The sequence below is a fragment of the Gracilibacillus halophilus YIM-C55.5 genome, assembly GCF_000359605.1.
Classification (GTDB): domain Bacteria; phylum Bacillota; class Bacilli; order Bacillales; family Amphibacillaceae; genus Gracilibacillus; species Gracilibacillus halophilus.
In genome coordinates this window covers 224,128-247,116 of record NZ_APML01000019.1, presented here as the reverse complement: position 1 = coordinate 247,116, position 22,989 = coordinate 224,128, and the positions used below count along the sequence as shown (strand labels likewise).

The following is a 22,989-nucleotide window of genomic DNA, read 5'->3' as shown; positions in this document are numbered from 1 at the left end:
GGAAAATGAATATAAATACGGATAAATAACCGCTTAACGGTAAGAATAAGAAATGGCACGAAATGATCGAGGAAAGAGGTGAAGCAAAGTGGACGCACAACGAGCACAAGAAATTGTAGATTCCTCAGATATGGTAGCGGTCACGTATAATGGAGAAAATGTCTATATTGAACATGTAGATAGAAGTAGTGGCAATGCTACGATCCATCCGCTCGATCAACCTGAGGATAAACAGATGGTTGAAATTAACCAACTCATGGAACAATAACAATTGACATGTAGGTAAGAGAAATATATCTTTTCTTACCTACATGTGAAGCATTAATCTTTATCCTAAGTAGGACTCAAGTACATCCTTAGTTACTTAAAAATAGTTTTAAAGACTTAGTCATTTTTATTTATTGACATAATAGATGTATTTTTATAGAATGAAAATAAGAATTTATACCTAAAACACATACACCAAGATCTACCTACGATAATGGCAAACCTATTGAAAAATAGGGACGCAAAGCCTACGGACCTAATGTATAGAATACGATGGTAGCCGGGTTACCGAAAAAGGTGGGATTTTTATATATGATTATGTACAAGTATATCCTTTTTTAAGCATGATCATCGATGATTATCCACCGTTTTTGGTGGATTTTTTATTTTTGAAGGGGAACGGGGGAAATGTGATGTCAAATGATACCTTGTCTACAAGTAAAGTGGAAGACCACATTCGTGGCATATTAGAAGAAATAGGAGAAGATCCGAAGCGGGAAGGGTTACTCAATACACCAACACGCGTAGCAAAAATGTATAAAGAAGTATTCGAGGGTGTGGATGTGCCACCAGAGACAGCGCTAACAACGACATTTGATGCGGAAGGGTATGATGGAATGGTCGTTGTGAAAAATATTGATTATTACACATTTTGTGAGCATCATCTGATTCCTTTTTTCGGGAAAGCTCATATTGGTTATATTCCTGATTCGCAAATTATTGGTTTAAGTAAATTTGCTAGATTAGTAGAGTTGGTCGCCAAACGCCCACAAGTACAAGAGCGGATGACGAATCAAATAGCTTCAGCGATTGAGAAGGTGCTACAGCCTAAAGGTGTGATTGTTTCGGTAGAAGGACAACATTTGTGCATGTGTGCTCGAGGCGTTAAGAAGCCTGGTAGTAAAACCGTTACAACTGTAAAAAAAGGCTGCTTTGAAACTAGTAATGATTTGGTTCAAGAGTTTATGAGAAGTGAATGATTGTTATCAAATAAGAGAGAGGAAGGATGACCATTGCTGTATTTATCGAGACGTATTGATTTCTCCGCAATGCACCATTACCGTATCGATGCGTGGACTGAAGAACAAAATCGAAGGATCTTTGGTCTCTGTAGCAACCCAAACGGACATGGGCATGATTATCAGTTAGAAGTGATGGTTCGTGGTCAATTGAACCCTGATTATGGTGTCGTCGTGAATACAACAGATATTAAAGCATCAGTTGGTGAATATGTTCGAGAAGAATTAGATGGGAAATACTTGAATAAAGAACATCCTTACTTTATGAAGCATGTACCTACGACTGAACAACTTGTGACGTTTTTGTGGCAAGGGATTGAGCCAAAATTAACAAATTGTGAATTGTATCGCTTACGATTACATGAAAATCCGTATATCGTAGCAGAGAAGGGAGATGAACACATGGTTCGCTTGACCCGGAAATATCATTTTAGTGCCGCACATCGATTACACAGTGAGCAATTGTCGGAGCAAGAAAATCAATATTTTTTTGGTAAATGCAATAATCCATATGGACACGGACATAACTACTATCTCGAAGTAACTGTTTGTGGTGAACCAGATCCTATAACAGGGATGATTACAGATTTAGCGGAATTAGATGCGACAGTGGATCAAGTGATTTTGGAAAAAATGGATCACAAACATTTGAACCTAGATGTAGCTGAATTTCGAGATGTAAACCCTACGTCAGAAGTTGTCGCAAAGGTAATTTATGATATGTTATCACCTTATATTTCAAACTTGGATAAAGTTGGCTTATGGGAAACAGAGAAGAATTATTTTGAATATGCAGGAGAAGAGGTGGACGTATAGTGGACTTTTCTTCGCTTCGTGGCAAAGTGGTCGTTATTATTGGGGCGAGTAGAGGTATTGGACGAGCGACAGCAAATTTGTTAGCTCCATACGATGTTAAATTAGTACTCGGTGCAAGAAATGTGGAACATATTGATATAGATAATGCTCTCTTGCTCCCAGTTGATGTGACAGATGAACAATCAGTTGAAATGTTTTTGTCAAAAACCCGAGATCATTACTCACAGATTGATGTGTTGATCAACTCGGCTGGTATTGGTATGTTTGATTCTCTACTTGAATCCAATACCGCTGATTTTGATCGAATGATCGCTGTTAACTTACGTGGTACTTATTTAGCATGTAAACATTTTGGAAAAGTAATGAAGGATCAGCAAAAAGGACAAATCATTAATCTTGTATCAATTGCGGGGCAAATCGCGTTACCTAGTAATGGTGGATATACAGCATCTAAATTTGGGGTTATGGGGTTATCCAAGGTGTTACAAGCTGAATTACGAAGTGAAGGTGTACAAGTGACATCTGTATTGCCAGGCGCAGTTGATAGCCCATTTTGGAATGACACAGAGATGGATGTAGATACAAGCAATATGATTCCAGTTGACTCGATCGCTGAGTATTTATTGTTTTTGATTCGTCAACCTCGTCATTCTGTGGTTGATGAGATGACGATTATGCCACCTGGTGGAATTTTATAGAAAAGGATTAGTAAAAATGAAGAATTTTCTGTCTAAATGGCTTCATCGAAAACAACAATTTCCTGAGCAAAAAGAAAATGATCAAGGTCTCCCATCCGTTAAGGTGAAAGATTTTCGAGATATGAAGCATAAAAGTACGCTTGGCTGGATTGTCTATCGGTTGGCTGAGCACATGGAAATCGATCAGGCACAACGTGATCAAATGTTTTATCAGACGTTTACCTATTCATCGATTCAAGCCATTGAAGATGAAGATACTCGCAGGATGTATCGTTTAGCGAATCTGGGCATTCAATGGATAGAGGAAAACAAAGTGATCGAAGAAGAAGTAAAAGCATTAACATTAGATGCACATATTAAAACAGCTTTTATCCAAGCACTTAATGACTTGTATGAAGACCGTCCATTTCATCAAACAACGAGCGCACTTGATAAGGAATGGGAAGTATATCGAGACGTCATTTATTCTGTCACACAGGGAGGATTTTTATTAATCGACACAGAAACTGTAGCGCAATATAAGAATGAAGGTGAGCTACTGATCGAGACAGATATTCAAAGTCGACAAGATATTTCTTACGTGCGTAATCTAGCGAAAGACATATTTGAAAAACATTTGACGAAAAGCTCACAAATTATGAGTTATAACTTAATTATCTCAGAAGCGATCACAAATGTTGTGAAACACGCCAATGTAGGCAAAATGTTTATTTATAAGAAAAATGATCAATTCCGCGTATTAATCGAGGATCAAGGACCGGGATTTTCTTTACGTAATTTACCGAGAACTACGTTGATGACAGGATTTTCAACGAAAGAATCATTAGGACAAGGATTCACCTTAATGATGAAAATGGCTGAACAAGTGCAGTTACAAACCTCTTCCCGTGGATCTACAATTGTTTTAATTTTAGATGGAAAGGCGGAAGAATCATGAAACAGACTGTCAATCAGGACAAAACGATTCAAAAAACGGTAATGACAGCTCTTTTATTTCCTGGATTTTGGGATCGTTGGCGTGCGCATGGTGTTGAATCATCAGTCGTACAAAATGTCACCCATGCAGTGAAAAACGTAGAAGATTGGGTTCATTTCTTTTCATCTCAAGCGGAACAACAGATCAGTCAAGCCATCGAAACAGAAAAACTAGCGTTCACTCGTCAGCATTATCAACGTGCAGGGTTATACTATAATTTAGCTCATTGGATTTTTCCAGATAATGATCACAATAAGCGCTTTTGGTATCAAAAGTCTCTCAATATGTTCCATAAGGCTGATCAATTACTGGATTACCCTGTCCAACATTGTCGTGTAGCAGCGGATGATACGTATTATCCAGGACGTATACGCGTTCCTCATCAGCCTCAAGGAGTGGTCATCATGGTCAATCCGATTGACTCGACAAAGGAAGAACTATTTACTTATGAGGACCATTTCTTTGATTTAGGGTTTGTTGTATATAATGTTGATGGTCCAGGACAAGGAGAGAGTTATACGCTTGAAGGGGTACTTGCGACAACGAAACGCTGGCAAACTTATGTAGATGCAGTCATTGATGACGCAGGACAGAAATTCAGTCATTTATCTATCTATTTATTTGGAACGAGCTCTGGAGCGGTTTGGTCGATCAAAGCAAGTCGTCATCCGAAGGTCGAAAAGGCGGTTGCAGTAAGTCCGGCTATCTCGAGGCATGGTCAAATGCCCGATTATTTTGTCGAACGGATGACTTATTTCATTGATCCAAAAGATTCGTTTATGCCCGATGTGCAAGTGAATCAAGTGAATAAACCGATTATGCTTGTTCATGGAAATCAAGATGTGATGGTTAATGATGAGGAGCTATATAACCTCTATCAGTTATTGCCGAAAGGAAAGCAAATCATCGAATATCCTGAGGAAGGTCATTGTTGTAATTTTTCATTATTAGATGTGAGAGAACGTGCAGTAAAATGGTGGAAAAGTAGGTGAGGAAATGGATTGGTCTAATTATATTCATATGCTATCGAATATAACAAATGTTCCCGTTAATCAGTTGAAAACAGATACACATTTTCGTAATGACTTAGGCATCGATTCACTCCATATGGTCAATATTATCATGCAATTGGCAGAACAGACTAATGGATCGTTTGATCATTTTGTGCAAGCAGAAAGCTTAGATACTGTTGGACATGTCTATCAAATACTTCAAAAGGAGGAACAATAGATGAGTGTAATTGTTGATAAATTATTTAATCATGACTCAAATCATATTGTTCTATCAACTTTTCAAAGAGAATTCCGTGCAGGTGATTTAAAAGAGAATGTAAGATATTATGAAGATATTCTTAGCGAAAAAGTAACCAAAGGTATGCGTATTGGGGTGTTGTTGCCCAAAATCACTGATTATTTATCATTGGTTCTAGCGATTAACAAACTTGGCGCTATTGTCGTACCACTTAGTTGGCAATTTCGAACATCTGATCTAACCACTGTACTTGAACATGCGAATCCACATATTATTTTTACAATCAAAACGTATAATGATTTTTCATTCGACGAAGTATGTCATGAATGGGCACGTCACAGTAATGAGATTACTGAAGTGTTTGTACTAGACGAGCAAAATAACTGGGAAAATTTCTGTTATGGCTTAAAGAAAAAAGCAGTTGAAGAAGAAGATATGGCCTTTATTTGTTTTACATCTGGGAGCACAGGGGTGCCCAAAGGAATAGTGATCAAAGATGAGGCATTTGACTTTAGTTTTGAAGTATTAACAGATTTTTATCAAATGAAACCGAGCGATCAATTATTTTTAAATGCGCCCCCTACGTCGTATTTTGGTGTTGCTGCATTATTAACAGGTGTTTACAATGGTTCAACTGTATCATTTCCCGAGAGTTTTGACTATTCAGCCATTGTCCAATTAATGGAACGAAACCATTGTAATAAAGTGATGAGTACACCGTCGATTTTTAAAGCAATTAATCATATTGCACAATCATTGAACAAAGACGTTTTAGATCATCTTGAACTCGTCGGATTAACAGGTGAAAAAGTAACATCATCATACAGGGATGAAGTATATCTACATAAAGATTGTCAGTTAATTACCATGTATGGCAGTTCTGAAACGGGTGGTGTGATGTTGTGTGAAATTAGTGAAGAACTAGTGTTTACTGTTTACAAAGATATTGACTACAAGGTAAAAGATGGGGAATTGGTAGTGAAGTCACCAGGACAGTTTTCACATTATTACAATAATCCATCATTAACTGATGACATCATTGATTCGAATGGATGGGTGTATACCGGTGATTTTGTTCATGAAAAAGGTGCGAGAAAGGTTGAAATTGTCGGGCGAAAAAAAGATATGATTAAAAAAGGTGGACAGCAAGTAATCCCATCAGAAGTTGAGGAAGTCCTGTTATCTCATGAATCTGTTGAACAAGCTGTGGTACTTGGCATCGAACATCAGGTGTTGGGTGAGGAGATTGTAGCCTTTGTTGTCGTAAATAATACTATTGAACAAAAGGAACTAGCTAGTTATTGTGCACGATTCATTGCTCAATATAAAGTTCCAGATCAAGTGATTCAAGTATATGAAATCCCCATTTCACAAGGAAAAGTTGATAAACTTCGTCTGAAACAAATGGTGTAAAGGATAAACAAAGGAGAAATTATACTATGGGGAAAAAATTAACATTAAAAAGACAGTTTAATATTAGAATTTCGATTATTTTTGTCCTGATTCTCGTTATATCAGGCATTCTGCAATTTATTTATACCTTCAATCAATTAGATCGTAATGTCGAAAGAGAGACAGAAACGATTGCTCAAAGTATCGAACAAGGTATTACGGAGACGAACATGGCTTCAAATGCCATCGAAAAACAAATTGATTATAAGTTGGAAAGCGTCACAAAACGTGTAAGTGACCAAATGCCTAATCAATTACAAGAAATTACAAAGCGTGATTTAAACGATTTAGCAGATCAATTATCTTTAGCAGGCATTGATATATTTGCTAGAGATGAAAATGAGAATTTGTCTGTTGTGAAGTCAACGAGCGAGGAGGAAATAGGTTTCACATTTGCTGGTGTTAATGAAGCCGGAAATCAAGCGTTAGAGAATTTAATGAGCAATCAAGATCCGACAAATAATCCTAATTTAACCAGTTATGTGAATGAAAACATCATTATTTTGTATACAGCTCAATCTGGCTCGCGATCAGACCCACAATTTTTTAAGTATGCTTATTATCATCAGCCGAATACAAATTATATTATAAGCACCTTTATTGAGGCGGATGAAGTCTATCAATTTACCAATTCAGTTGGGCCTGATTCTTGGATTGATAAAATGTTAAAAGAGCATGAGTATGCTGAAGAGATTGCTGTGTTAGATCCTAGAGTGTTTAAAGATCCAAGTTTAGCTAAAGAATTGTATCCACCATTAGAAAAGGTCGTTCATGGTCATTATGAATTGGATATAAATGAACAGACTGTGATTAGCATGATAGAGGACCCCAAAAAAGTGACCAAATTAGAAAATACGGATCAAGGGAAATATTATAAGCTATTTATTCCAACTAAGAACGACAAAGTCATTTATATCGCCATGGACTACGATGAAATGAGTAAATCTTTTATCAATTACGCTTATTTGTTAATCGCTATCGGCGTGATTTCGTTGATTGTATTATTTTTAATGACTGCTCGCTTTTTTAATCGTATCTATAAAAATATTCAAAAAATTATCTATCAAATCTCACATATGGAAAAAGGAGATTTTACAGCACGTAGCCATGTGCAAGATAAGGGTGAATTGAAGAGTTTATCAGAAAGTACGAATCAGCTGGCCGATCAAATGAGTCATGTATTATCCGAAACAAGCAATCAAGCTGTTGAAACTGAAAAACAAGCGAATTTACTCGAATCCGAAGCGAATGACTCTGTAGATAAAATTTATATGTTGTCGATGGAAACAACAACTGAAACGAGAGAACATGTTGACGAAGTAGAGGAATTAACGGATCAATTGAAACGATATTTACAGGAAGGAGGTTTTGATGAACAAGAAGTGTTCGATAAACTCAATCGCATTCAAACATTGATTCGTAAGAGTTCGAATTACACAACTGAAATGACAGTTACTTTGTCTGACCTTTTAGAATCGTTACAAACACAATCGGAATCTTTATCCGATATTTCTAAAAAATTGTTAAAAAACTTAGAACAATTTACCTTAAGTTCTACGACAAATGATGATGACAAAGGATAGGTGAATGGAATGTATGATACATTGACAGTGGAGAAAAAACATGATGGGGATCAATGCACCATTTATGTTAGTGGCGTATTAGATTACTCTACGATGGATCCATTTAATGAAGAAATAGAAGCACTTCATCATGGTGTGAATAATGTCACTATAAATTTTGAAAGTTTAGAATTTATTGATTCAACTGGTATTGGTGCGATTATTAATTTAGTGCATGAAGCCAATGATAAACAGTTTAAAGTCGAACTCGAAGGAATAAACGATGATATGCAAGATTTATTCGAAACCATAGGCGTTTTTCAAATTTTGGATTCACTTCAATAGGTTGGTGATAAAATGTTTCATAGAAATATGAGATTTGACGAGGATACTTCAAACGAGGCGAAAAACAAAACATTGGAAAGAGAAATTAAACTTGCTCGAACGATTCAAATGCGACTACTAAATGGGAATGAACCCGATATTGAGAATGGAAGTGTCACGGGTGTCTCCATCCCTGCTCGTCTGATTGGGGGAGATTATTATGATTTCTATTTATTACCGAATGGTAAGGTGCGTATTATTCTTGGTGATGTGATGGGGAAAGGTATTCCAGCTGCTATGTTGATGATCTTAACAAGAGGGGCTTTTCGAAGTGCAGCGGAAACAACAAAAGGACCTGCGGAAACATTAACAGCGATGAATCATGCGATGTATAATGATTTAAGAACATTAGGCTCGTTCGTTACTGTCATCTGTGTCGATTGGTGCCCAAATACAAAGGAATTAACATATGCAAGTGCGGGGCATGATTTGCCGATTTTAGTTCAAGCGGATCAAACCATTCGCGAGTTGCCAACAAATAAAGGAGTTATGATTGGCGGATTAGAAGATGCGACATATCACGATGGTTCGGTCACTTTAGAAGAACATGATTTGTTGTTCTTTTACACTGATGGTATAACCGAAGCGCAGGACGAAGAAGGTGACATGTTCCGAATTGACCGGCTTAGACAAGTCCTAATCGATCATTGTCATGAATCCGTGAATGACGTTCAAGAAGCAGTCACTCAGGCCTTAACTTCTTTTACGGGAAATATACAGCAAAAAGATGATATAACGATGGTCTTATTACAAGTCAATGATGGAGAAGCTGATATTTCAAGTTACAATTCACCCGTTCTTTAAATCGTTGACAAATAATGTTTTCGGTGTAAAATACTAAGTAGTAAGTACTTTGGAAATATCCATACTACTTCCGAAACTCGTTGTCTTTTTCGACAAATGTTTGCAGAAATGATGCGATTTTGGGTTATTTTTTGCCTGGATGGCCCTCTGTTTTGGAAGATTAGCGTCGATTTTTGCGCTTTCCCGGGCAATAATTACCCTATTATTTCCGAACTATTATATCGAATAGACAGGAAGCCCAGCGGATATCTTCACTAAAACTGAATCACATCGTTAATGACCAAAATATTTTCAACAATGTACCCACATCACGAGATCATGATGTGGGTACAAATTAATTAGAATAGAGGTGTATGTGAATTAATCGTTGTTTGTACTTTGTTTTTTTCCTCATAAAACTTACCATGCGTTGCTTGAATTAAATGCTGAAATAGGTCATCTGTTCTCTCTTCTAATGCTTCAATGCCGACACCAGTAATCCCGCCTGTTACACATACTTTTTCAATCAGTTCATCTAATGTGAAGTGTTTCTGTTCTAATAACTTTCCAAAACCTATAAACATTTTTTCCATTAATAAGGTTGCGTGTTCTTGTGAAATCGATGTTTGATTTTGCGCATCATGTATATATCTTTCTGCTAAGTAGGAGAAGAAAGCGGGTCCACACGATACCATGTCAGAAGAAATTCGAATGATATTTTCATCAATGACGAACGGTTCTGAAAATTGGCTGCACTGATGGATGAATGTATCTTGTTCTTTTTTATTCATGCGACTGCCAAAAGTAATTAAAGACACGCCACCTAGTGCTCGATTGGTTATACTCGGAACCATTCGCGCCACTCGGCAATTGACGAGTTGTTCCAATTGGTCCACAGAAATTCCACTCGTAATCGAGACTAATAATTGATGATCTTTGAGAATTGTTTTTGCTTCATGCAGTACATTGACCATATCACGAGGTTTTACGCAAAGAAAAATGGTATCCACTTTTTGTATCACATCAAATGTGCTTTCTACAACCTGTATCCTGGGATATTGTGTTTGTAATTTTTGTGCTTTCGCTAACGTACGATTGGTTATGAATAGGTCGGCTTCGTCAATAACATTTGATTGGATAAAGGCATGGGTAATCACTTCACCCATATTTCCAGTCCCAATTATTCCCCATTTCATGCTACTCGCCTCCTGTATCGTTTTCTATCACATTATTATATGTCTCGTTTCTAAGATCTATGATAAAAGGAGTGGTAAAGGTGTATATGTTTAAACAATATTGGTATGTGTTCGTAATTGGTATAGTGCTTGTCTTATGGATTATCGTTGATCCAGCGCAAGAACAACAGACATCCAGTGATGATATGTTTGTCGTTGAAGATACAGATACTGAAGAAGTTTCAAGTGAGGAAGATACGGGCTCAACTGAAGTGATGGTTGATATAAAAGGTGAAGTAAAACAACCAGGAGTTTTTGAAATGAATGCTGAACAACGCGTGAAAGATGTGGTTGATCTTGCTGGTGGTTTTACAGAAGAGGCAGATCAAACGTCCATTAATTTAGCTGAGCGCGTTTATGACGAAATGGTGATTATTGTATATTCTAGTGAGGCAGAGCAAGGAACGAATGGTTCAATCAGACAAGCTGATAAGATACGGATTAACCAAGCATCAATTGAAGAATTGAAGGAGCTACCAGGAGTTGGCGAAGTGAAAGCCAATGCTATTATTGAATACCGAGAATCCAATGGCCCGTTTAAAGATGCCAGTGAATTAACGAAGGTCACAGGGATTGGTGACAAGACAGTTGAACAATTAAAAGAGCAAGTTCAAGTTCCGTAATGAATGATTGACGCTATTTATGTGAATCGGTACACTTTAAGTAATATGACGAAAGTTGTAGAAAGAAAGGGTGGAGAAAAAAATGGAGCGAATTTCATGGCATCAATATTTTATGGCGCAAAGTCACTTGTTAGCATTACGTAGCACGTGTACGCGACTGATGGTAGGCGCAACGATTGTACGCGATAAGCGAATAATCGCTGGTGGATATAACGGAAGCGTCTCAGGTAGTGTGCATTGTATTGATGAAGGTTGCTATGTGATTGACGGTCATTGTGTACGTACCGTTCATGCTGAAATGAATGCAATGTTACAATGTGCGAAATTTGGGGCGTCAACTGAGGGGGCTGAAATATATGTAACTCATTTTCCTTGTTTAAATTGTTGTAAAGCAATCATTCAAAGTGGTATTCAAACGGTTTATTATGCGACAGATTACAAAAATCATCCGTATGCATTGGAACTTTTTGCAGAAGCAAATGTACATGTTGAAAAAGTAGAGTTGGACCGTGACGTCATTGAATTAAAGCCAGATCAATCGAATCTATAACAGAAGATAGGTAAGGAGGGGTGTAATGGCAGGAAAATTACATTGGATTGTACTCGCTATCATTACTGGCTACTTGGCAAAGCGAATGGATATTCCGATATTGATAGTAGTATTTTTTCCTTGGCTTGTTGTGTTGTACATTCAAAAGCGTATAACTGCCCCTTTTTTTGGATGTATTGCACTTTGCTGTATCGTAAGCTTCTTTGAATTTCCCGCAACTTCTCTTTCCTACGATGTGACCTCCAAAGAGTCTCTATCCGTACAAGGTAAAATTACTTCTGAAGTAGACAGAGGGAATGAGCGCATTCATTTTCTGTTTCGCGAAGCCTCAACTGATCAACTTATGAACGTTGTCTATTTCCCAAACGATTCCGTTGATAAAACCCATATCAATGATTGGAAAACTGGCGCACAATGCGACTTGTTTGGACAGTTTTCGAATCTTCCGACCCAAACCAATCCAGGAGAGTTTGACTATCAGCAATTTTTAGCTAGTCGTGGTGTTGTTACTGAGTTTCAGATTACTGACTTAGGAGAAAATCATTGTGTAGGTAACAATATGCTTCATCATGTGTATCAAATCAAACAACAAATGCGTCATCATATCGGCGAAAAAGTAGGTGATTTTACCGAAGCGTGGATCGCTGCTTTATTGTTTGGCGACAGAGATCAGTTATCTGACGATGTGATTCAATTATTTGAACGTTGGCATCTATCTCATTTGTTGGCGATATCGGGTTTGCATGTAGGATTATTCATCACTTGTTTGTATTTTTTCCTCGTGATTGGATGTAGAATCACAAAAGAAACGGTTCAATGGATCTTAATCGGATTTTTACTGATCTATCCACTTTTAGCAGGTGCAGCACCATCTGTTTGGCGAGCAAGTTTACTTGTCTTATTGTTTATCATTTTACGGAAGATCAAATGGAGTTATACGAGTACGGATGGATTAAGTGCTATTTTTATTGTAATGGTCGTGGTGGATTCAACGCTGCTTGATTCGTTAGCTTTTCAATTTAGTTTCTTTGTGACGTATGCGATCCTTTTATCGAAGAGATGGCTGTTAACTGATTCAAATTATATCTGGTCCTCATTAAGAGTAAGTTTACTCTGTTTTCTTGTTGTTATCCCGCTTCAACTCTTTCATTATTATCAAATCCAACCATTATCGATTCTTTTGAATTTGTTTGTGATTCCTTATTTTTCGATCGTTGTGATTCCAGGATTATTAGCGATAGCCGTTTCGACACTGTTACCGTTAGGCACTAGTTATTTAACAGCAATCTTTCAATGGATTCATACGTTTGCTTTATCCATGATTGAATCCGTGGATGTGCATGTAGATGTGACATGGATTATTGGTAAGGTTTCATTACTGTTTTTTTTGTTGTATTTTCTATTGTTCGTTGTATTCATGATCTTTATGGAAAAACGTAAGACGAAACAAGCCTTTGTATGTGCGATTCTTTTCGTCGGATTACTAATTAGTGAAAGCTTAGGTCCGTATTTTGATCATGAAGGACAAATGACGATGTTACATATTGGCCAAGGAGATGCATTGGTTATCGAACTTCCTTATCGAAAAGGTGTTTTTATGATTGATGCAGGCGGAAGTTTTGGCAATGATTTTACAACACCTTCTGATCAAGTGTTTCAAAATGTAATTGATCCATTTTTGAAATCGAGAGGGATTGCACGGATTGATGCCATATTTCTAACACATGCTGATCATGACCACATAGGTAGTGTGCCCTATCTTATGGCGAATTATCCCGTCACGTCTGTCATCACGAGCCCATATTTTGAAAAGGATCTTTTACGAACATATCGAAATATCAATGCAAACGTCAAGTATGTTCAAGTAAGGCAAGGAGATCAATTGAATGTCGCTAACCAGTCATTTTTAGTATTACATCCAGGTATTGACATGGATAGTAAAAATGAGAATTCGTTAGTGTTAAAAAGTAAATTCGGTAGTTATGAGTGGTTATTTACAGGAGATATTGAAGCTGCTAGTGAAGCATCACTTATTGAGGACAATGTACCACTTGATAGCGATATTTTGAAAGTGGCACATCATGGTAGTCAAACGTCTTCCACTCAAGACTTTCTTGAAGAAGTTAGGCCACAAATTGGATTGATTTCGGTTGGAGAAAAAAATCGCTACAACCATCCAAATCCAGAAGTGCTAGCGCGTTTTGAAGAAAATGCTATTCCGATTTATCGAACCGACCAATCAGGAGCGATTATTTATCGTTTTTCACAAGAAAATGGCACGCTCTATCCTTTTTTACCATATAATAAAGTAAAATAAAGAAACGAGACTGATTTGGTCTCGTTTCGCTTTCATATTTAAGAGCCGATCGCGTCAAAAATGACAGCAATAAAGAAAATGATCATAAAGAATAAAAAGGAAAAAATAAAACCATATCCCGCATCGAATAAGTCGTGTCGCTTGGATTGTACATCTTTTTCAAACTTGTTCATTTTGCACCCTCCTATTTACATGCATCATTATGTAGCATTCCCTAACTTAGCAAGAGTTTACACCTATAGAATCAAATGATTACGGTCAATCTATATGTAAAGAAAAACATCGCAACTTAAGTGGATACCTAGGGCTATTTAAGTTGCGTTTAATATAGATTGGTGTGGGGAGATGCTTGTCATCTTCCCACTTTATTTCTTTCGGTCGGAAGATTCCTTTTCATTGCGTTTATCTTATTATACAATAAAACATAATTGATGATTTTGCAACTGAAAAAAACAATTTGTGATTACATAAAAATACTGGTCTTGGAGTGGACAAAATGAGTTATATGGACGCAGTTGAGCAAATCAAAGCAAGAAATTTTTCCTCGGTTTATTATTTGTACGGCACGGAAAATTATATGATTGAAGAAGTAAAACAGGCGTTATTCAAATATGCATTAGAGGAGGAAGACCGGCAAACTAATGTGTCCCAGCATGATTTAGAGGAAACATCTATTCAAGAAGTGGTCGCTGATTGCGAGACACTTCCCTTTTTAGGTGAGCGCAAATTGGTCATTGCGAATAATCCGTCGTTTTTAAAAGCAAAACCGCCTGCATCCGATATCAATCACCATTTAGATCGTTTGCTTCAATATATAGATGAACCAGCACCCTTTAGTATTTTACTAATCATTGCTCCTTATGAGAAGAGAGATGATCGAAAGAAAGTCAATAAACAATTAAAACAAAAGGCTCATGCCATTGCTTGTGAACCATTGAAAGAGTGGAACATGGATGAGATGGTCTATCGTATCGCTAGGCAACACCACGTCACCGTCTCAGAAGATGTTGTGCAATATATCGTAAGTGAATTGGGGACGAACCTAATGGCGATTCAATCGGAAATAACCAAAATGGCTTTGTATGTTGGAGAAGGCAATCAAATCAAGCGAGAAGATGCTGAGCAACTATTATCTCATTATGAACATAGTTCTGGTCTCAAACTGATGGATACCATTATGAATCGAGACTTAGCAAAAGCAATGGAGATTAGCAAAGATTTAGAAAAAATGAACGAAGACCCGATTGCGTTGTTGGCACTTATTGCTTCGCAATTCCGTACATTAATGCATGTAAAGATGTTAAAACAAAAAGGATACAATCAAAATCAAATGGCCCAACAATTAGGTATTCATCCATATGTGGCGAAACTCTCACTTGGTCGCTCATCGAAGTTTTCTCATGAAGAGTTACAACAAGCATTATCACTGATCGCAGATACTGATGCTAAAATCAAGCAAGGAAAGTTAGAAAAATCATTCGCTTTGGAGTTACTGCTATATCAGTTAATCAATAGAAAATTGAAAAATGTTACATAAACGTAAGAGTTTCGAAGTATGGATGAGAGCTTACATAAAAAACGAACTTTATCTGATATAAATAGATAAAGTTCGTTTTTTTTACGCTTTTATGCGCTTAAGCTATTTACTTTTTTCGTTAGTCGTGCTTTTTGGCGACTTCCGTTGTTCTCATGAATTAAGCCTTTTTGCACGGCTTTATCAATTTTTCTAACAGCAGTTTTTAATGCGTCTTTTGCACTTTCAACATCATTTTTTTCAACTAGAGCGTCTACCTTTTTGATATGTGAACGCATTTCAGCTCTCATGGATTGATTTTTTTCACGGCTTTCATTATTAATGCGTACGCGTTTAATAGCCGATTTAATATTAGCCATATTTTCACCTCCAATATGATTCGTACCAGTTTCCTTACTCGGTCAAATGACATTTTACCAAAGCGGTGTAGAATTTTCAATCATAATCATTACTGATCATCGATGTATGAATCAATCTGAAATTTGCGGAGAAAACTAATCGATAAAATGGTGAAGGAGTGTTAAATATGACGAAACAGAACTTTGGCGTACGCACGGATTTAGCGATTGAAGCAAAAGATATGTACGCAAGTGATCAAACGAGTGACAAACAGCAAACAAAAGGTGTAAAGATTTCTGAAAAGACGGAAGGAAAAGTGAAAATAACGCGTGTCGATGTGGATGAAAACGGAGCAGAACAAATCGAAAAAAGCCCTGGAACGTACCGTACGATATATTCAAAAGCGATCAAAAAGCAAGATACCAAATTACAAATGGAAACAGCCAAAGTGATCGCTTCAGAACTTCGTGATTTAATGGACACCCATTCAATTTCAAAGGAAAGTTCGTGTTTAGTAGTTGGGTTAGGTAATCGTAATGTGACACCAGATGCACTTGGGCCATTTGCATTGGATAAAGTATTAGTCACCAATCATCTGTTTGAACACCAGCCGCAATATGTGGAGGATGGATATCGCCGAGTCGCAAGTTTTATACCAGGTGTGACCGGTGTTACTGGAATTGAAACGAGCAATATTATACAAGGCGTGATTGATCAGTTTCAACCTGACTTTGTCATTGCGATTGATGCGTTAGCTTCTCGTTCAATTGAGCGAGTGAATGCAACCATTCAATTAGCCGATTCAGGTATTCATCCAGGTTCAGGCGTTGGCAATGAACGTAAAGAATTAAGCAAAAAAACATTAGGTATTCCTGTATTTGCAATCGGTGTACCGACTGTCGTTGATGCCGTAACCATCACAAGTGATGCGATTGATTATGTGTTTAAACATGTAGGGAAAGAATTTAAAGAAAAAGATGATCCGGCAAAGGCTTTGGCACCTGCTGGAATGAATTTTGGAGACCGCTCGTTATCAGAAGAAGATATGCCAACGATTGAACAGCGAGAAAAGATCTTCGGTATGATCGGTGGTTTAGATGAAGGGGAGAAACGAGCATTGATGAAAGAAGTATTGACACCACTTGGTCATAATTTAATGGTTACCCCAAAAGAAGTCGATGGTTATATTAAAGATATGGCGCATATGGTAGCGCAAGGGCTAAATGCGGCCATGCACGATAATATCGATGTTCACAATGGTAGTTCATATACTCGTTAACTTGTAACGATTTGCTTTTCTTTAGTTACTGGTTCTACTTTCTATTGAATCGACATACATTTCTAGTAAATGTAATAGAGGAGATAGAAAGGAGAAACAAATGAGACCCCCTTTTCATCAAAAAAAACGTATATTATTTCTGACCCAAAACAAGATAGTAAGTATTGTTGCTATGTTCATCATCGCATTTTTCACAATATTTATTTTTGTTGGTATATTCACGAGTCTGCATCCGAATTATCGTGTCTCCTCAAATGTGATTCAAAAATGGACAACAGATATCGATGAAACCCTTTTTTTATCGTTGTTTTCCATGGAGAATCGAGCATTTTCACATGCCTTACCTGAAGACGAACCACCTATCAATATGTGGCAGTCGGTCTTTGAACTTGGAACGAATATCCGTCTACATGATGTGAGAAGTCTACTAGGGAGAGAGATTCCCGGATTTGATACGTATGATCGCCAAATTTTAATTGCTGGCGAGGGGACGGATTATACGAATTTAACGATGGAATCCACACCACCTTTAGATATTGTGTTAGAGGAACGAGAGGCAACCGAACCTGAAGAAAAACAAGATCGAGAAGATTCTCAGCAGTCGGAACAAACGACAGGTGAACGAGATGTCGTGTTCATTTATAACACGCATAATAGAGAATCGTTTTTACCTTATTTACCAGAAGCTGAAGAACCTAATGATGCCTTTCATGATGAAGTCAATATTACTCGAGTGAGCCAACAATTATCGGAAGACTTAAAGCGATATGGGATTGGTTCAAAAGTAGATGACACAGATATTGGGTCCATTCTCGTTGAAAATGATTGGAATTATTCGACTCATTCTTATCAGGCATCAAAAGAAGTAGTCGAAACGGCTTTACAAGAAGATCAGCATTTGAATTATGTATTTGATTTGCACAGAGATAGTATGCGGATGGATGTAACCACAAAAGAAATTGATGGAAAGAATTATGCGAAGCTAATGTTTGTGATTGGCGGGGATAACCCACATTATGAAAAAAATTACGCACTTGCCAAGTCTCTACATGAAGCGTTAGAAAAAGAATACCCTGGCATTAGTCGAGGTGTTGAGAAATATGGTGGCGCTGGTAGAGACGGTGTATATAATCAAGATGTTTCAGAGAATGCGTTAACGATTGAGTTTGGCGGTGTTGATAATACGATGGAAGAATTGTATAACACATCCGAGGTATTGGCAGAAATATTTAGTGAATATTATTGGAACGCTGAGAAAGTTTCTGGGGAGGAATAACGGATGAAGTTTCTATTTTACCTCTTTGTACTATGTATTATTTTTTCCTTCGGTATGTATATTGGCATGGATCGTACGGAGTCAACGATTATTGTTGACTCTTCTGACAGATCGAATGTAGAACAATCGGAGGAATCTTCGTCTGATGCTGAAGAAAAAAAAGTTGATCGTGACGAAATTATAGAAGAAATGAATAATTCCAATCAACATCAATCCGATCAAGTTTTACAAGAAAAAGCGCCCGACCCACCGATTTTTTTGAAAGTGGCATCGATGGGGGAAAAATTAGTAGAAAACGTCTTTGATCGGTTATTGTCAATTGGTTATTCCATCATAAATGAACTGTTTTAAAGGGAGAAGGATTGAACGTCGCTTGGTTCAATGCTATAATTTAAGTTAGTATGTATGTTGCTCGAGTATAGGAGTTGAGTCATAGTGACGAACATTAAGAAACAAGAAAACGTGCGGAACTTTTCGATCATTGCACATATCGACCACGGAAAGTCGACATTAGCGGATCGAATTTTAGAAAAAACAAAGGCATTAACGGATCGCGAAATGAAAGAACAATATCTTGACGCGATGGATTTAGAGCGTGAGCGGGGTATCACAATTAAATTAAACGCGGTTCAATTGAAATATGAAGAAGATGACGGTGAAGACTATCTTTTTCATTTAATTGATACACCAGGACATGTCGATTTTACATATGAAGTATCAAGAAGTTTGGCGGCGTGTGAAGGCGCTATTCTTGTTGTGGATGCTTCTCAAGGCATAGAAGCACAGACGTTGGCTAATGTGTATTTAGCATTAGATAATGACCTGGAAATCATACCAGTCATTAATAAAGTTGATTTGCCAAGTGCAGATACAGAGCGAGTGAAACAGGAGATTACGGATGTCATAGGCATTGATGGAGAAGAAGCCATCTTAGCAAGTGCTAAATCGGGAATTGGTATTGATGAAATTCTTGACCAGATTGTGGATAAGATCCCGCCGCCTGATGGGGAACCAGAAGAACCTTTAAAGGCGTTGATTTTTGATTCAATTTATGATTCTTATCGCGGTGTGATTGCTTCGATTTGTGTCAAAGAAGGTTCGGTGAAAGTCGGAGATAAAATCCAATTGATGGCGAATGGCAAAGAATTTGAAGTGAACGAAATCGGTGTATTAAATCCTAATCCGATAGAGCAAGACGTACTAACCGTTGGCGATGTGGGGTATCTGATTGCTTCGATCAAAAATGTAAAAGATACACGGGTAGGTGACACGATCACCCTTGCTGATCGACCAGCAAATGAGCCGTTGCCAGGATATCGCAGGTTAAATCCAATGGTATATTGTGGCATGTTCCCGGTAAACGCAGCCAAATACAACGATTTGCGTGATGCATTGGAGCGTTTGGAATTAAACGATTCCTCTCTTCAATACGAGCCAGAAACATCTCAAGCACTTGGATTTGGTTTCCGCTGTGGCTTTTTAGGCTTATTGCACATGGAAATTATTCAAGAACGAATTGAGAGAGAGTATGGTATTGATTTAATCACAACCGCGCCGAGTGTGATTTATAATGTGATCAAAACAGATGGCGATGAAATGATGATTGATAACCCATCTTTTATGCCTGATCATCAATCTGTTGAAGAAGTACAAGAACCGTTTGTTCGTGCGACAATTATGGTACCGAATGAATTTGTCGGTCCAGTGATGGAAATTTGTCAGAAAAAACGTGGTGAATTCCACGATATGGAATATTTAGATGATAATCGAGTAAACATTGTTTATGACATGCCATTAGCTGAAATCGTCTATGATTTCTTTGATCAATTAAAATCGCAGACGAAAGGTTATGCTTCGTTTGATTATGAAATGATTGGTTATAAAGCTTCTAATCTCGTGAAGATGGATATTTTAATCAATGGTGATACAATTGATGCTCTTTCTTTCATTGTGCATCGTGATTTTGCCTATGAACGAGGTAAGCAAATTGCTGAAAAGTTAAAGGATCTAATCCCACGTCAGCAGTTTGAAGTTCCAGTGCAAGCTGCGATAGGTAATAATGTCGTTGCTCGAACGAATATTAAAGCCATGCGCAAAAATGTTTTATCGAAATGTTATGGTGGCGACATTACAAGAAAAAGAAAATTATTAGAAAAGCAAAAAGAAGGTAAAAAACGTATGAAGATGGTCGGATCAGTGGAAATTCCACAAGAAGCCTTTATGAGTGTCTTAAAAATGGATGATGAATAACATCAAAAAACCCTTGTCGCATGGCAAGGGTTTTTCGGATAGCAAAGGAGGAGCACCATGATATCTTCAGTTTATATTCATATTCCGTTCTGCGAAAAAATATGTCATTACTGTGATTTTGTTAAATTCTTTTATGACGAGAAAATGGCTGACGAATATTTAGATGCACTGCACAATGAAATGGCGACAACGATTCAACAGCCGAAACAAAAAGTGCAAACTATTTTCGTCGGTGGTGGTACGCCGACTGCATTGAATATACAGCAATTGCAGCGATTGGTTGACATGGTGGATACGTATTTTGATGTATCAGCTGCAGATGAATATTCATTTGAAGCCAACCCAGGTGATTTAGACCAAGAAAAAATTAAAATTCTCAAGACAGCAGGTGTCAACCGAATTTCGATGGGGGTACAAGATTTTGATGACCAAATGTTAGAAACATTAGGACGCCTTCATCGAGTGAAAGATGTTTATCAGAACGTCAATGATTTAACGAAGCATGGCTTGACGAACATTAGTATTGACTTAATGTATAGCTTGCCTCAACAGACGTTAGAAGGTTTTAATCGAACATTAGATGAAGCATTGCAATTTGACTTGCCTCATTATTCGGCTTATTCATTACAAATTGAACCTAAGACTATTTTTTATCAACGGTATATGAAAGGAAATTTAACGAAGCCGCCTGAAGAAATGGAAGCTAAAATGTATGACAGTTTAAAAAAAGCGATGAACGAATACGGTGTGCACCAATATGAAATCAGTAATTTTGCCAAGCCCGGGTATGAGAGTAAGCACAATTTAACTTATTGGAATAATCAATATTACTATGGTTTTGGTGCTGGAGCTCATGGGTATCTTCCAGGTGAACGTATCATTAATATTCGTCCTTTCCCAGCTTATGTAAACGAAGCGAAGCATTCGGGGAAACCCGTTTTGCATCGAGAACCAATAACCAAAAAAGAAGAAATTGAGGAGGAATTGTTTTTAGGTTTGCGTAAACAAAAAGGTGTTTCCCTCGATAGTTTTCAAGAAAAATATAACTATACGGTCGATCAATTATATCAACGTGAGTTAGATAAGTTAAAAGAACGTGGATGGATTGAAGAACAAGATCGACATATTCGATTGACGGATCAAGGGATGTTATTTGGAAACGAAGTATTTGCAGCCTTTTTACTAGAAGAAGAAATCACATGATAGCGATCATTTTCTTTAGTCGAAAAAAATGAGATTTTCTTAATTGACATGTATAAGGAGATTTGATAATTTATAAATAGATTTAGCACTCATTTTACACGAGTGCTAACAGAGGTGATCATCGATGCTTACAGATAGACAGGTACAAGTACTACAGGTTATTATTGATGAGTTCATCCAATCAGCAGAACCCATTGGATCTCGTGCGATAGCTAAGAAGGAGCAAGTAACGTTTAGTCCAGCGACGATACGTAATGAAATGGCAGATCTAGAAGACTTGGGATTTATTGAGAAGACACATACCTCTTCTGGCCGTATTCCTTCTGAAAGAGGTTATCGTTTTTACGTCGATCATTTATTGTCACCGACACGACTGTCAGAAAGTGAAATGACGATCATACGCAATTCGATCCGAAAAGAAATGTTGGAATTTGAGCGTGTTGTTCAGCAATCGGCTCGTGTATTATCGGATTTAACGAATTATACATCCATGATTCTAGGACCGGAAGTGTTTGAAACAACGTTAAAACAAATTCAAATCATTAGTTTATCAGAGTATACGGCAGTCGCTATATTAGTAACAAGTACAGGGCATGTTGAACATCGATATTTTAATGTTCCGGCAAGTATGAAAACAAACGATTTAGAGAAACTAGTAAATATATTGAATGACCGTTTAACCGATGTACCGATTATTCAATTAGAAGAAAAACTATACGGGGAAATCATGGTGCTGTTACGTGAACATAGTGATGATTATGAAATGACTTATCATTATTTGAAAGAAGCACTATTAGATAAGCAACCCGTAAAGTTATATATGGATGGAAAAACCAACATTCTTATGCAACCTGAATTTAACGATGTCCAAAAAATCCAGTCTTTATATACGGTAATGGAAAAAGAAGACGAAATGGCTCATTTATTGCGAACGTCGGAACAAGGAATGAAAGTATCGATTGGACATGAAAATCAATTAGACGAAATGCAAGATTGTAGTTTAATTACGACAACGTACTCTCTAGGCGAAGGTCAAATTGGTACGATTGCATTACTTGGACCAACTCGAATGGAATATTCACGTGTGATTACGTTATTAAATGTATTATCCAAACGTTTGACAAGTACCTTTCATTCTTGGTATTAATTGGTCCGGAAAGAGTATGGTGTCGATA

The 22,989-nt window shown here is 37.3% G+C and carries 24 protein-coding genes and 1 riboswitch; of the genes, 21 read left to right on the top strand and 3 right to left on the bottom strand.

Features of this window, described 5'->3' with window-relative positions; translation table 11 throughout:
- The first annotated feature begins 88 nt into the window (after positions 1 to 88).
- The 11 genes from J416_RS05715 (at position 89) to J416_RS05665 (ending at position 9,229) form a co-directional block, all read left to right on the top strand.
- The gene (locus J416_RS05715) at positions 89 to 268 is read left to right on the top strand and encodes a small acid-soluble spore protein H (RefSeq protein WP_003466625.1); all 180 of its coding nucleotides are present in this window, start codon (positions 89 to 91) and stop codon (positions 266 to 268) included.
- A gap of 205 nt (positions 269 to 473) precedes the next feature.
- A riboswitch (cyclic di-GMP riboswitch) is annotated at positions 474 to 560 on the top strand.
- Between the two features lie 120 nt (positions 561 to 680).
- Positions 681 to 1,247, top strand: coding sequence for a GTP cyclohydrolase I FolE (folE, locus tag J416_RS05710; RefSeq protein WP_003466624.1), 567 nt, complete (start codon positions 681 to 683; stop codon positions 1,245 to 1,247).
- A gap of 33 nt (positions 1,248 to 1,280) precedes the next feature.
- Positions 1,281 to 2,102 (top strand): 6-carboxytetrahydropterin synthase, encoded by an 822-nt coding sequence (locus J416_RS05705; protein ID WP_003466623.1) that lies wholly within the window; start codon positions 1,281 to 1,283, stop codon positions 2,100 to 2,102.
- Positions 2,102 to 2,800 (top strand): SDR family oxidoreductase, encoded by a 699-nt coding sequence (locus tag J416_RS05700; RefSeq protein ID WP_003466622.1) that lies wholly within the window; start codon positions 2,102 to 2,104, stop codon positions 2,798 to 2,800. Before J416_RS05705 ends, J416_RS05700 begins: the two co-directional genes overlap by 1 nt.
- A gap of 16 nt (positions 2,801 to 2,816) precedes the next feature.
- On the top strand, positions 2,817 to 3,737 hold the full coding sequence (locus J416_RS05695; RefSeq protein WP_003466621.1) for an ATP-binding protein: 921 nt from the start codon (positions 2,817 to 2,819) through the stop codon (positions 3,735 to 3,737).
- Positions 3,734 to 4,768: an alpha/beta hydrolase gene (locus J416_RS05690; protein WP_003466620.1), complete on the top strand. Its 1,035-nt coding sequence runs from the start codon at positions 3,734 to 3,736 to the stop codon at positions 4,766 to 4,768. Before J416_RS05695 ends, J416_RS05690 begins: the two co-directional genes overlap by 4 nt.
- A 4-nt stretch (positions 4,769 to 4,772) precedes the next feature.
- Positions 4,773 to 5,006 carry an acyl carrier protein gene (locus J416_RS05685; protein ID WP_003466619.1) on the top strand — a complete coding sequence of 78 codons (234 nt, stop codon included), beginning with the start codon at positions 4,773 to 4,775 and terminating at the stop codon, positions 5,004 to 5,006.
- Positions 5,007 to 6,440, top strand: coding sequence for a class I adenylate-forming enzyme family protein (locus tag J416_RS05680; RefSeq protein WP_003466617.1), 1,434 nt, complete (start codon positions 5,007 to 5,009; stop codon positions 6,438 to 6,440).
- 26 nt (positions 6,441 to 6,466) lie between these two features.
- Positions 6,467 to 8,062, top strand: coding sequence for a methyl-accepting chemotaxis protein (locus tag J416_RS05675; protein WP_003466615.1), 1,596 nt, complete (start codon positions 6,467 to 6,469; stop codon positions 8,060 to 8,062).
- A gap of 9 nt (positions 8,063 to 8,071) precedes the next feature.
- Positions 8,072 to 8,386, top strand: a complete 315-nt coding sequence (locus J416_RS05670) for an STAS domain-containing protein (protein WP_003466613.1) — start codon at positions 8,072 to 8,074, stop codon at positions 8,384 to 8,386.
- Between the two features lie 12 nt (positions 8,387 to 8,398).
- Positions 8,399 to 9,229 carry a PP2C family protein-serine/threonine phosphatase gene (locus J416_RS05665; protein WP_003466612.1) on the top strand — a complete coding sequence of 277 codons (831 nt, stop codon included), beginning with the start codon at positions 8,399 to 8,401 and terminating at the stop codon, positions 9,227 to 9,229.
- 338 nt (positions 9,230 to 9,567) lie between these two features.
- On the opposite strand, the gene comER is transcribed toward J416_RS05665, so the two are convergent.
- Entirely contained in the window at positions 9,568 to 10,422 is an 855-nt protein-coding gene (gene comER, locus J416_RS05660; RefSeq protein WP_338029447.1) for a late competence protein ComER, read from the bottom strand.
- Positions 10,423 to 10,490: 68 nt separating this feature from the next.
- Here comER and J416_RS05655 point away from each other — a divergent pair, with 68 nt between their 5' ends.
- The 3 genes from J416_RS05655 (at position 10,491) to J416_RS05645 (ending at position 13,933) form a co-directional block, all read left to right on the top strand.
- Positions 10,491 to 11,066, top strand: a complete 576-nt coding sequence (locus J416_RS05655; RefSeq protein WP_040513036.1) for a ComEA family DNA-binding protein — start codon at positions 10,491 to 10,493, stop codon at positions 11,064 to 11,066.
- Between the two features lie 82 nt (positions 11,067 to 11,148).
- Positions 11,149 to 11,616 (top strand): ComE operon protein 2, encoded by a 468-nt coding sequence (locus J416_RS05650; protein ID WP_003466609.1) that lies wholly within the window; start codon positions 11,149 to 11,151, stop codon positions 11,614 to 11,616.
- Between the two features lie 25 nt (positions 11,617 to 11,641).
- Positions 11,642 to 13,933, top strand: a complete 2,292-nt coding sequence (locus J416_RS05645) for a DNA internalization-related competence protein ComEC/Rec2 (RefSeq protein ID WP_003466607.1) — start codon at positions 11,642 to 11,644, stop codon at positions 13,931 to 13,933.
- Between the two features lie 38 nt (positions 13,934 to 13,971).
- Here J416_RS05645 and J416_RS15360 read toward each other — a convergent pair whose 3' ends face one another.
- The gene (locus J416_RS15360) at positions 13,972 to 14,106 is read right to left on the bottom strand and encodes a YqzM family protein (protein WP_003466604.1); all 135 of its coding nucleotides are present in this window, start codon (positions 14,104 to 14,106) and stop codon (positions 13,972 to 13,974) included.
- 323 nt (positions 14,107 to 14,429) lie between these two features.
- Here J416_RS15360 and holA point away from each other — a divergent pair, with 323 nt between their 5' ends.
- The gene (gene holA, locus J416_RS05635) at positions 14,430 to 15,470 is read left to right on the top strand and encodes a DNA polymerase III subunit delta (protein WP_003466603.1); all 1,041 of its coding nucleotides are present in this window, start codon (positions 14,430 to 14,432) and stop codon (positions 15,468 to 15,470) included.
- 89 nt (positions 15,471 to 15,559) lie between these two features.
- Here holA and rpsT read toward each other — a convergent pair whose 3' ends face one another.
- Positions 15,560 to 15,826, bottom strand: a complete 267-nt coding sequence (gene rpsT, locus J416_RS05630) for a 30S ribosomal protein S20 (RefSeq protein WP_003466602.1) — start codon at positions 15,824 to 15,826, stop codon at positions 15,560 to 15,562.
- Between the two features lie 167 nt (positions 15,827 to 15,993).
- Between rpsT and gpr the strand changes: the two genes are divergently transcribed.
- From gpr to hrcA, 6 genes are all read left to right on the top strand, one after another.
- Positions 15,994 to 17,085: a GPR endopeptidase gene (gene gpr / locus J416_RS05625; protein WP_003466601.1), complete on the top strand. Its 1,092-nt coding sequence runs from the start codon at positions 15,994 to 15,996 to the stop codon at positions 17,083 to 17,085.
- Positions 17,086 to 17,185: 100 nt separating this feature from the next.
- Entirely contained in the window at positions 17,186 to 18,361 is a 1,176-nt protein-coding gene (gene spoIIP, locus J416_RS05620) for a stage II sporulation protein P (RefSeq protein ID WP_003466599.1), read from the top strand.
- Between the two features lie 3 nt (positions 18,362 to 18,364).
- A complete protein-coding gene (locus tag J416_RS05615; protein WP_003466597.1) occupies positions 18,365 to 18,712 on the top strand; it encodes a hypothetical protein in 348 nt (115 codons plus the stop codon).
- 84 nt (positions 18,713 to 18,796) lie between these two features.
- Entirely contained in the window at positions 18,797 to 20,611 is a 1,815-nt protein-coding gene (lepA, locus tag J416_RS05610) for a translation elongation factor 4 (protein ID WP_003466595.1), read from the top strand.
- A 57-nt stretch (positions 20,612 to 20,668) separates the two neighbouring features.
- On the top strand, positions 20,669 to 21,814 hold the full coding sequence (hemW, locus tag J416_RS05605; protein ID WP_003466586.1) for a radical SAM family heme chaperone HemW: 1,146 nt from the start codon (positions 20,669 to 20,671) through the stop codon (positions 21,812 to 21,814).
- A gap of 124 nt (positions 21,815 to 21,938) precedes the next feature.
- Entirely contained in the window at positions 21,939 to 22,961 is a 1,023-nt protein-coding gene (gene hrcA / locus J416_RS05600; RefSeq protein ID WP_003466584.1) for a heat-inducible transcriptional repressor HrcA, read from the top strand.
- Positions 22,962 to 22,989: the final 28 nt, after the last annotated feature.

What these genes read in the sequence shown, in the direction of transcription:
- folE (WP_003466624.1), top strand. Translation starts at nt 681, where the DNA reads ATGTCAAATGATACCTTGTCTACAAGTAAAGTGGAAGACCACATTCGT.
- J416_RS05695 (WP_003466621.1), top strand. Translation starts at nt 2,817, where the DNA reads ATGAAGAATTTTCTGTCTAAATGGCTTCATCGAAAACAACAATTTCCT.
- J416_RS05690 (WP_003466620.1), top strand. Translation starts at nt 3,734, where the DNA reads ATGAAACAGACTGTCAATCAGGACAAAACGATTCAAAAAACGGTAATG.
- J416_RS05685 (WP_003466619.1), top strand. Translation starts at nt 4,773, where the DNA reads ATGGATTGGTCTAATTATATTCATATGCTATCGAATATAACAAATGTT.
- J416_RS05680 (WP_003466617.1), top strand. Translation starts at nt 5,007, where the DNA reads ATGAGTGTAATTGTTGATAAATTATTTAATCATGACTCAAATCATATT.
- J416_RS05675 (WP_003466615.1), top strand. Translation starts at nt 6,467, where the DNA reads ATGGGGAAAAAATTAACATTAAAAAGACAGTTTAATATTAGAATTTCG.
- J416_RS05670 (WP_003466613.1), top strand. Translation starts at nt 8,072, where the DNA reads ATGTATGATACATTGACAGTGGAGAAAAAACATGATGGGGATCAATGC.
- J416_RS05665 (WP_003466612.1), top strand. Translation starts at nt 8,399, where the DNA reads ATGTTTCATAGAAATATGAGATTTGACGAGGATACTTCAAACGAGGCG.
- J416_RS05655 (WP_040513036.1), top strand. Translation starts at nt 10,491, where the DNA reads ATGTTTAAACAATATTGGTATGTGTTCGTAATTGGTATAGTGCTTGTC.
- J416_RS05650 (WP_003466609.1), top strand. Translation starts at nt 11,149, where the DNA reads ATGGAGCGAATTTCATGGCATCAATATTTTATGGCGCAAAGTCACTTG.
- J416_RS05645 (WP_003466607.1), top strand. Translation starts at nt 11,642, where the DNA reads ATGGCAGGAAAATTACATTGGATTGTACTCGCTATCATTACTGGCTAC.
- J416_RS15360 (WP_003466604.1), bottom strand. Translation starts at nt 14,106, where the DNA reads ATGAACAAGTTTGAAAAAGATGTACAATCCAAGCGACACGACTTATTC.
- holA (WP_003466603.1), top strand. Translation starts at nt 14,430, where the DNA reads ATGAGTTATATGGACGCAGTTGAGCAAATCAAAGCAAGAAATTTTTCC.
- rpsT (WP_003466602.1), bottom strand. Translation starts at nt 15,826, where the DNA reads ATGGCTAATATTAAATCGGCTATTAAACGCGTACGCATTAATAATGAA.
- gpr (WP_003466601.1), top strand. Translation starts at nt 15,994, where the DNA reads ATGACGAAACAGAACTTTGGCGTACGCACGGATTTAGCGATTGAAGCA.
- spoIIP (WP_003466599.1), top strand. Translation starts at nt 17,186, where the DNA reads ATGAGACCCCCTTTTCATCAAAAAAAACGTATATTATTTCTGACCCAA.
- J416_RS05615 (WP_003466597.1), top strand. Translation starts at nt 18,365, where the DNA reads ATGAAGTTTCTATTTTACCTCTTTGTACTATGTATTATTTTTTCCTTC.
- hemW (WP_003466586.1), top strand. Translation starts at nt 20,669, where the DNA reads ATGATATCTTCAGTTTATATTCATATTCCGTTCTGCGAAAAAATATGT.
- hrcA (WP_003466584.1), top strand. Translation starts at nt 21,939, where the DNA reads ATGCTTACAGATAGACAGGTACAAGTACTACAGGTTATTATTGATGAG.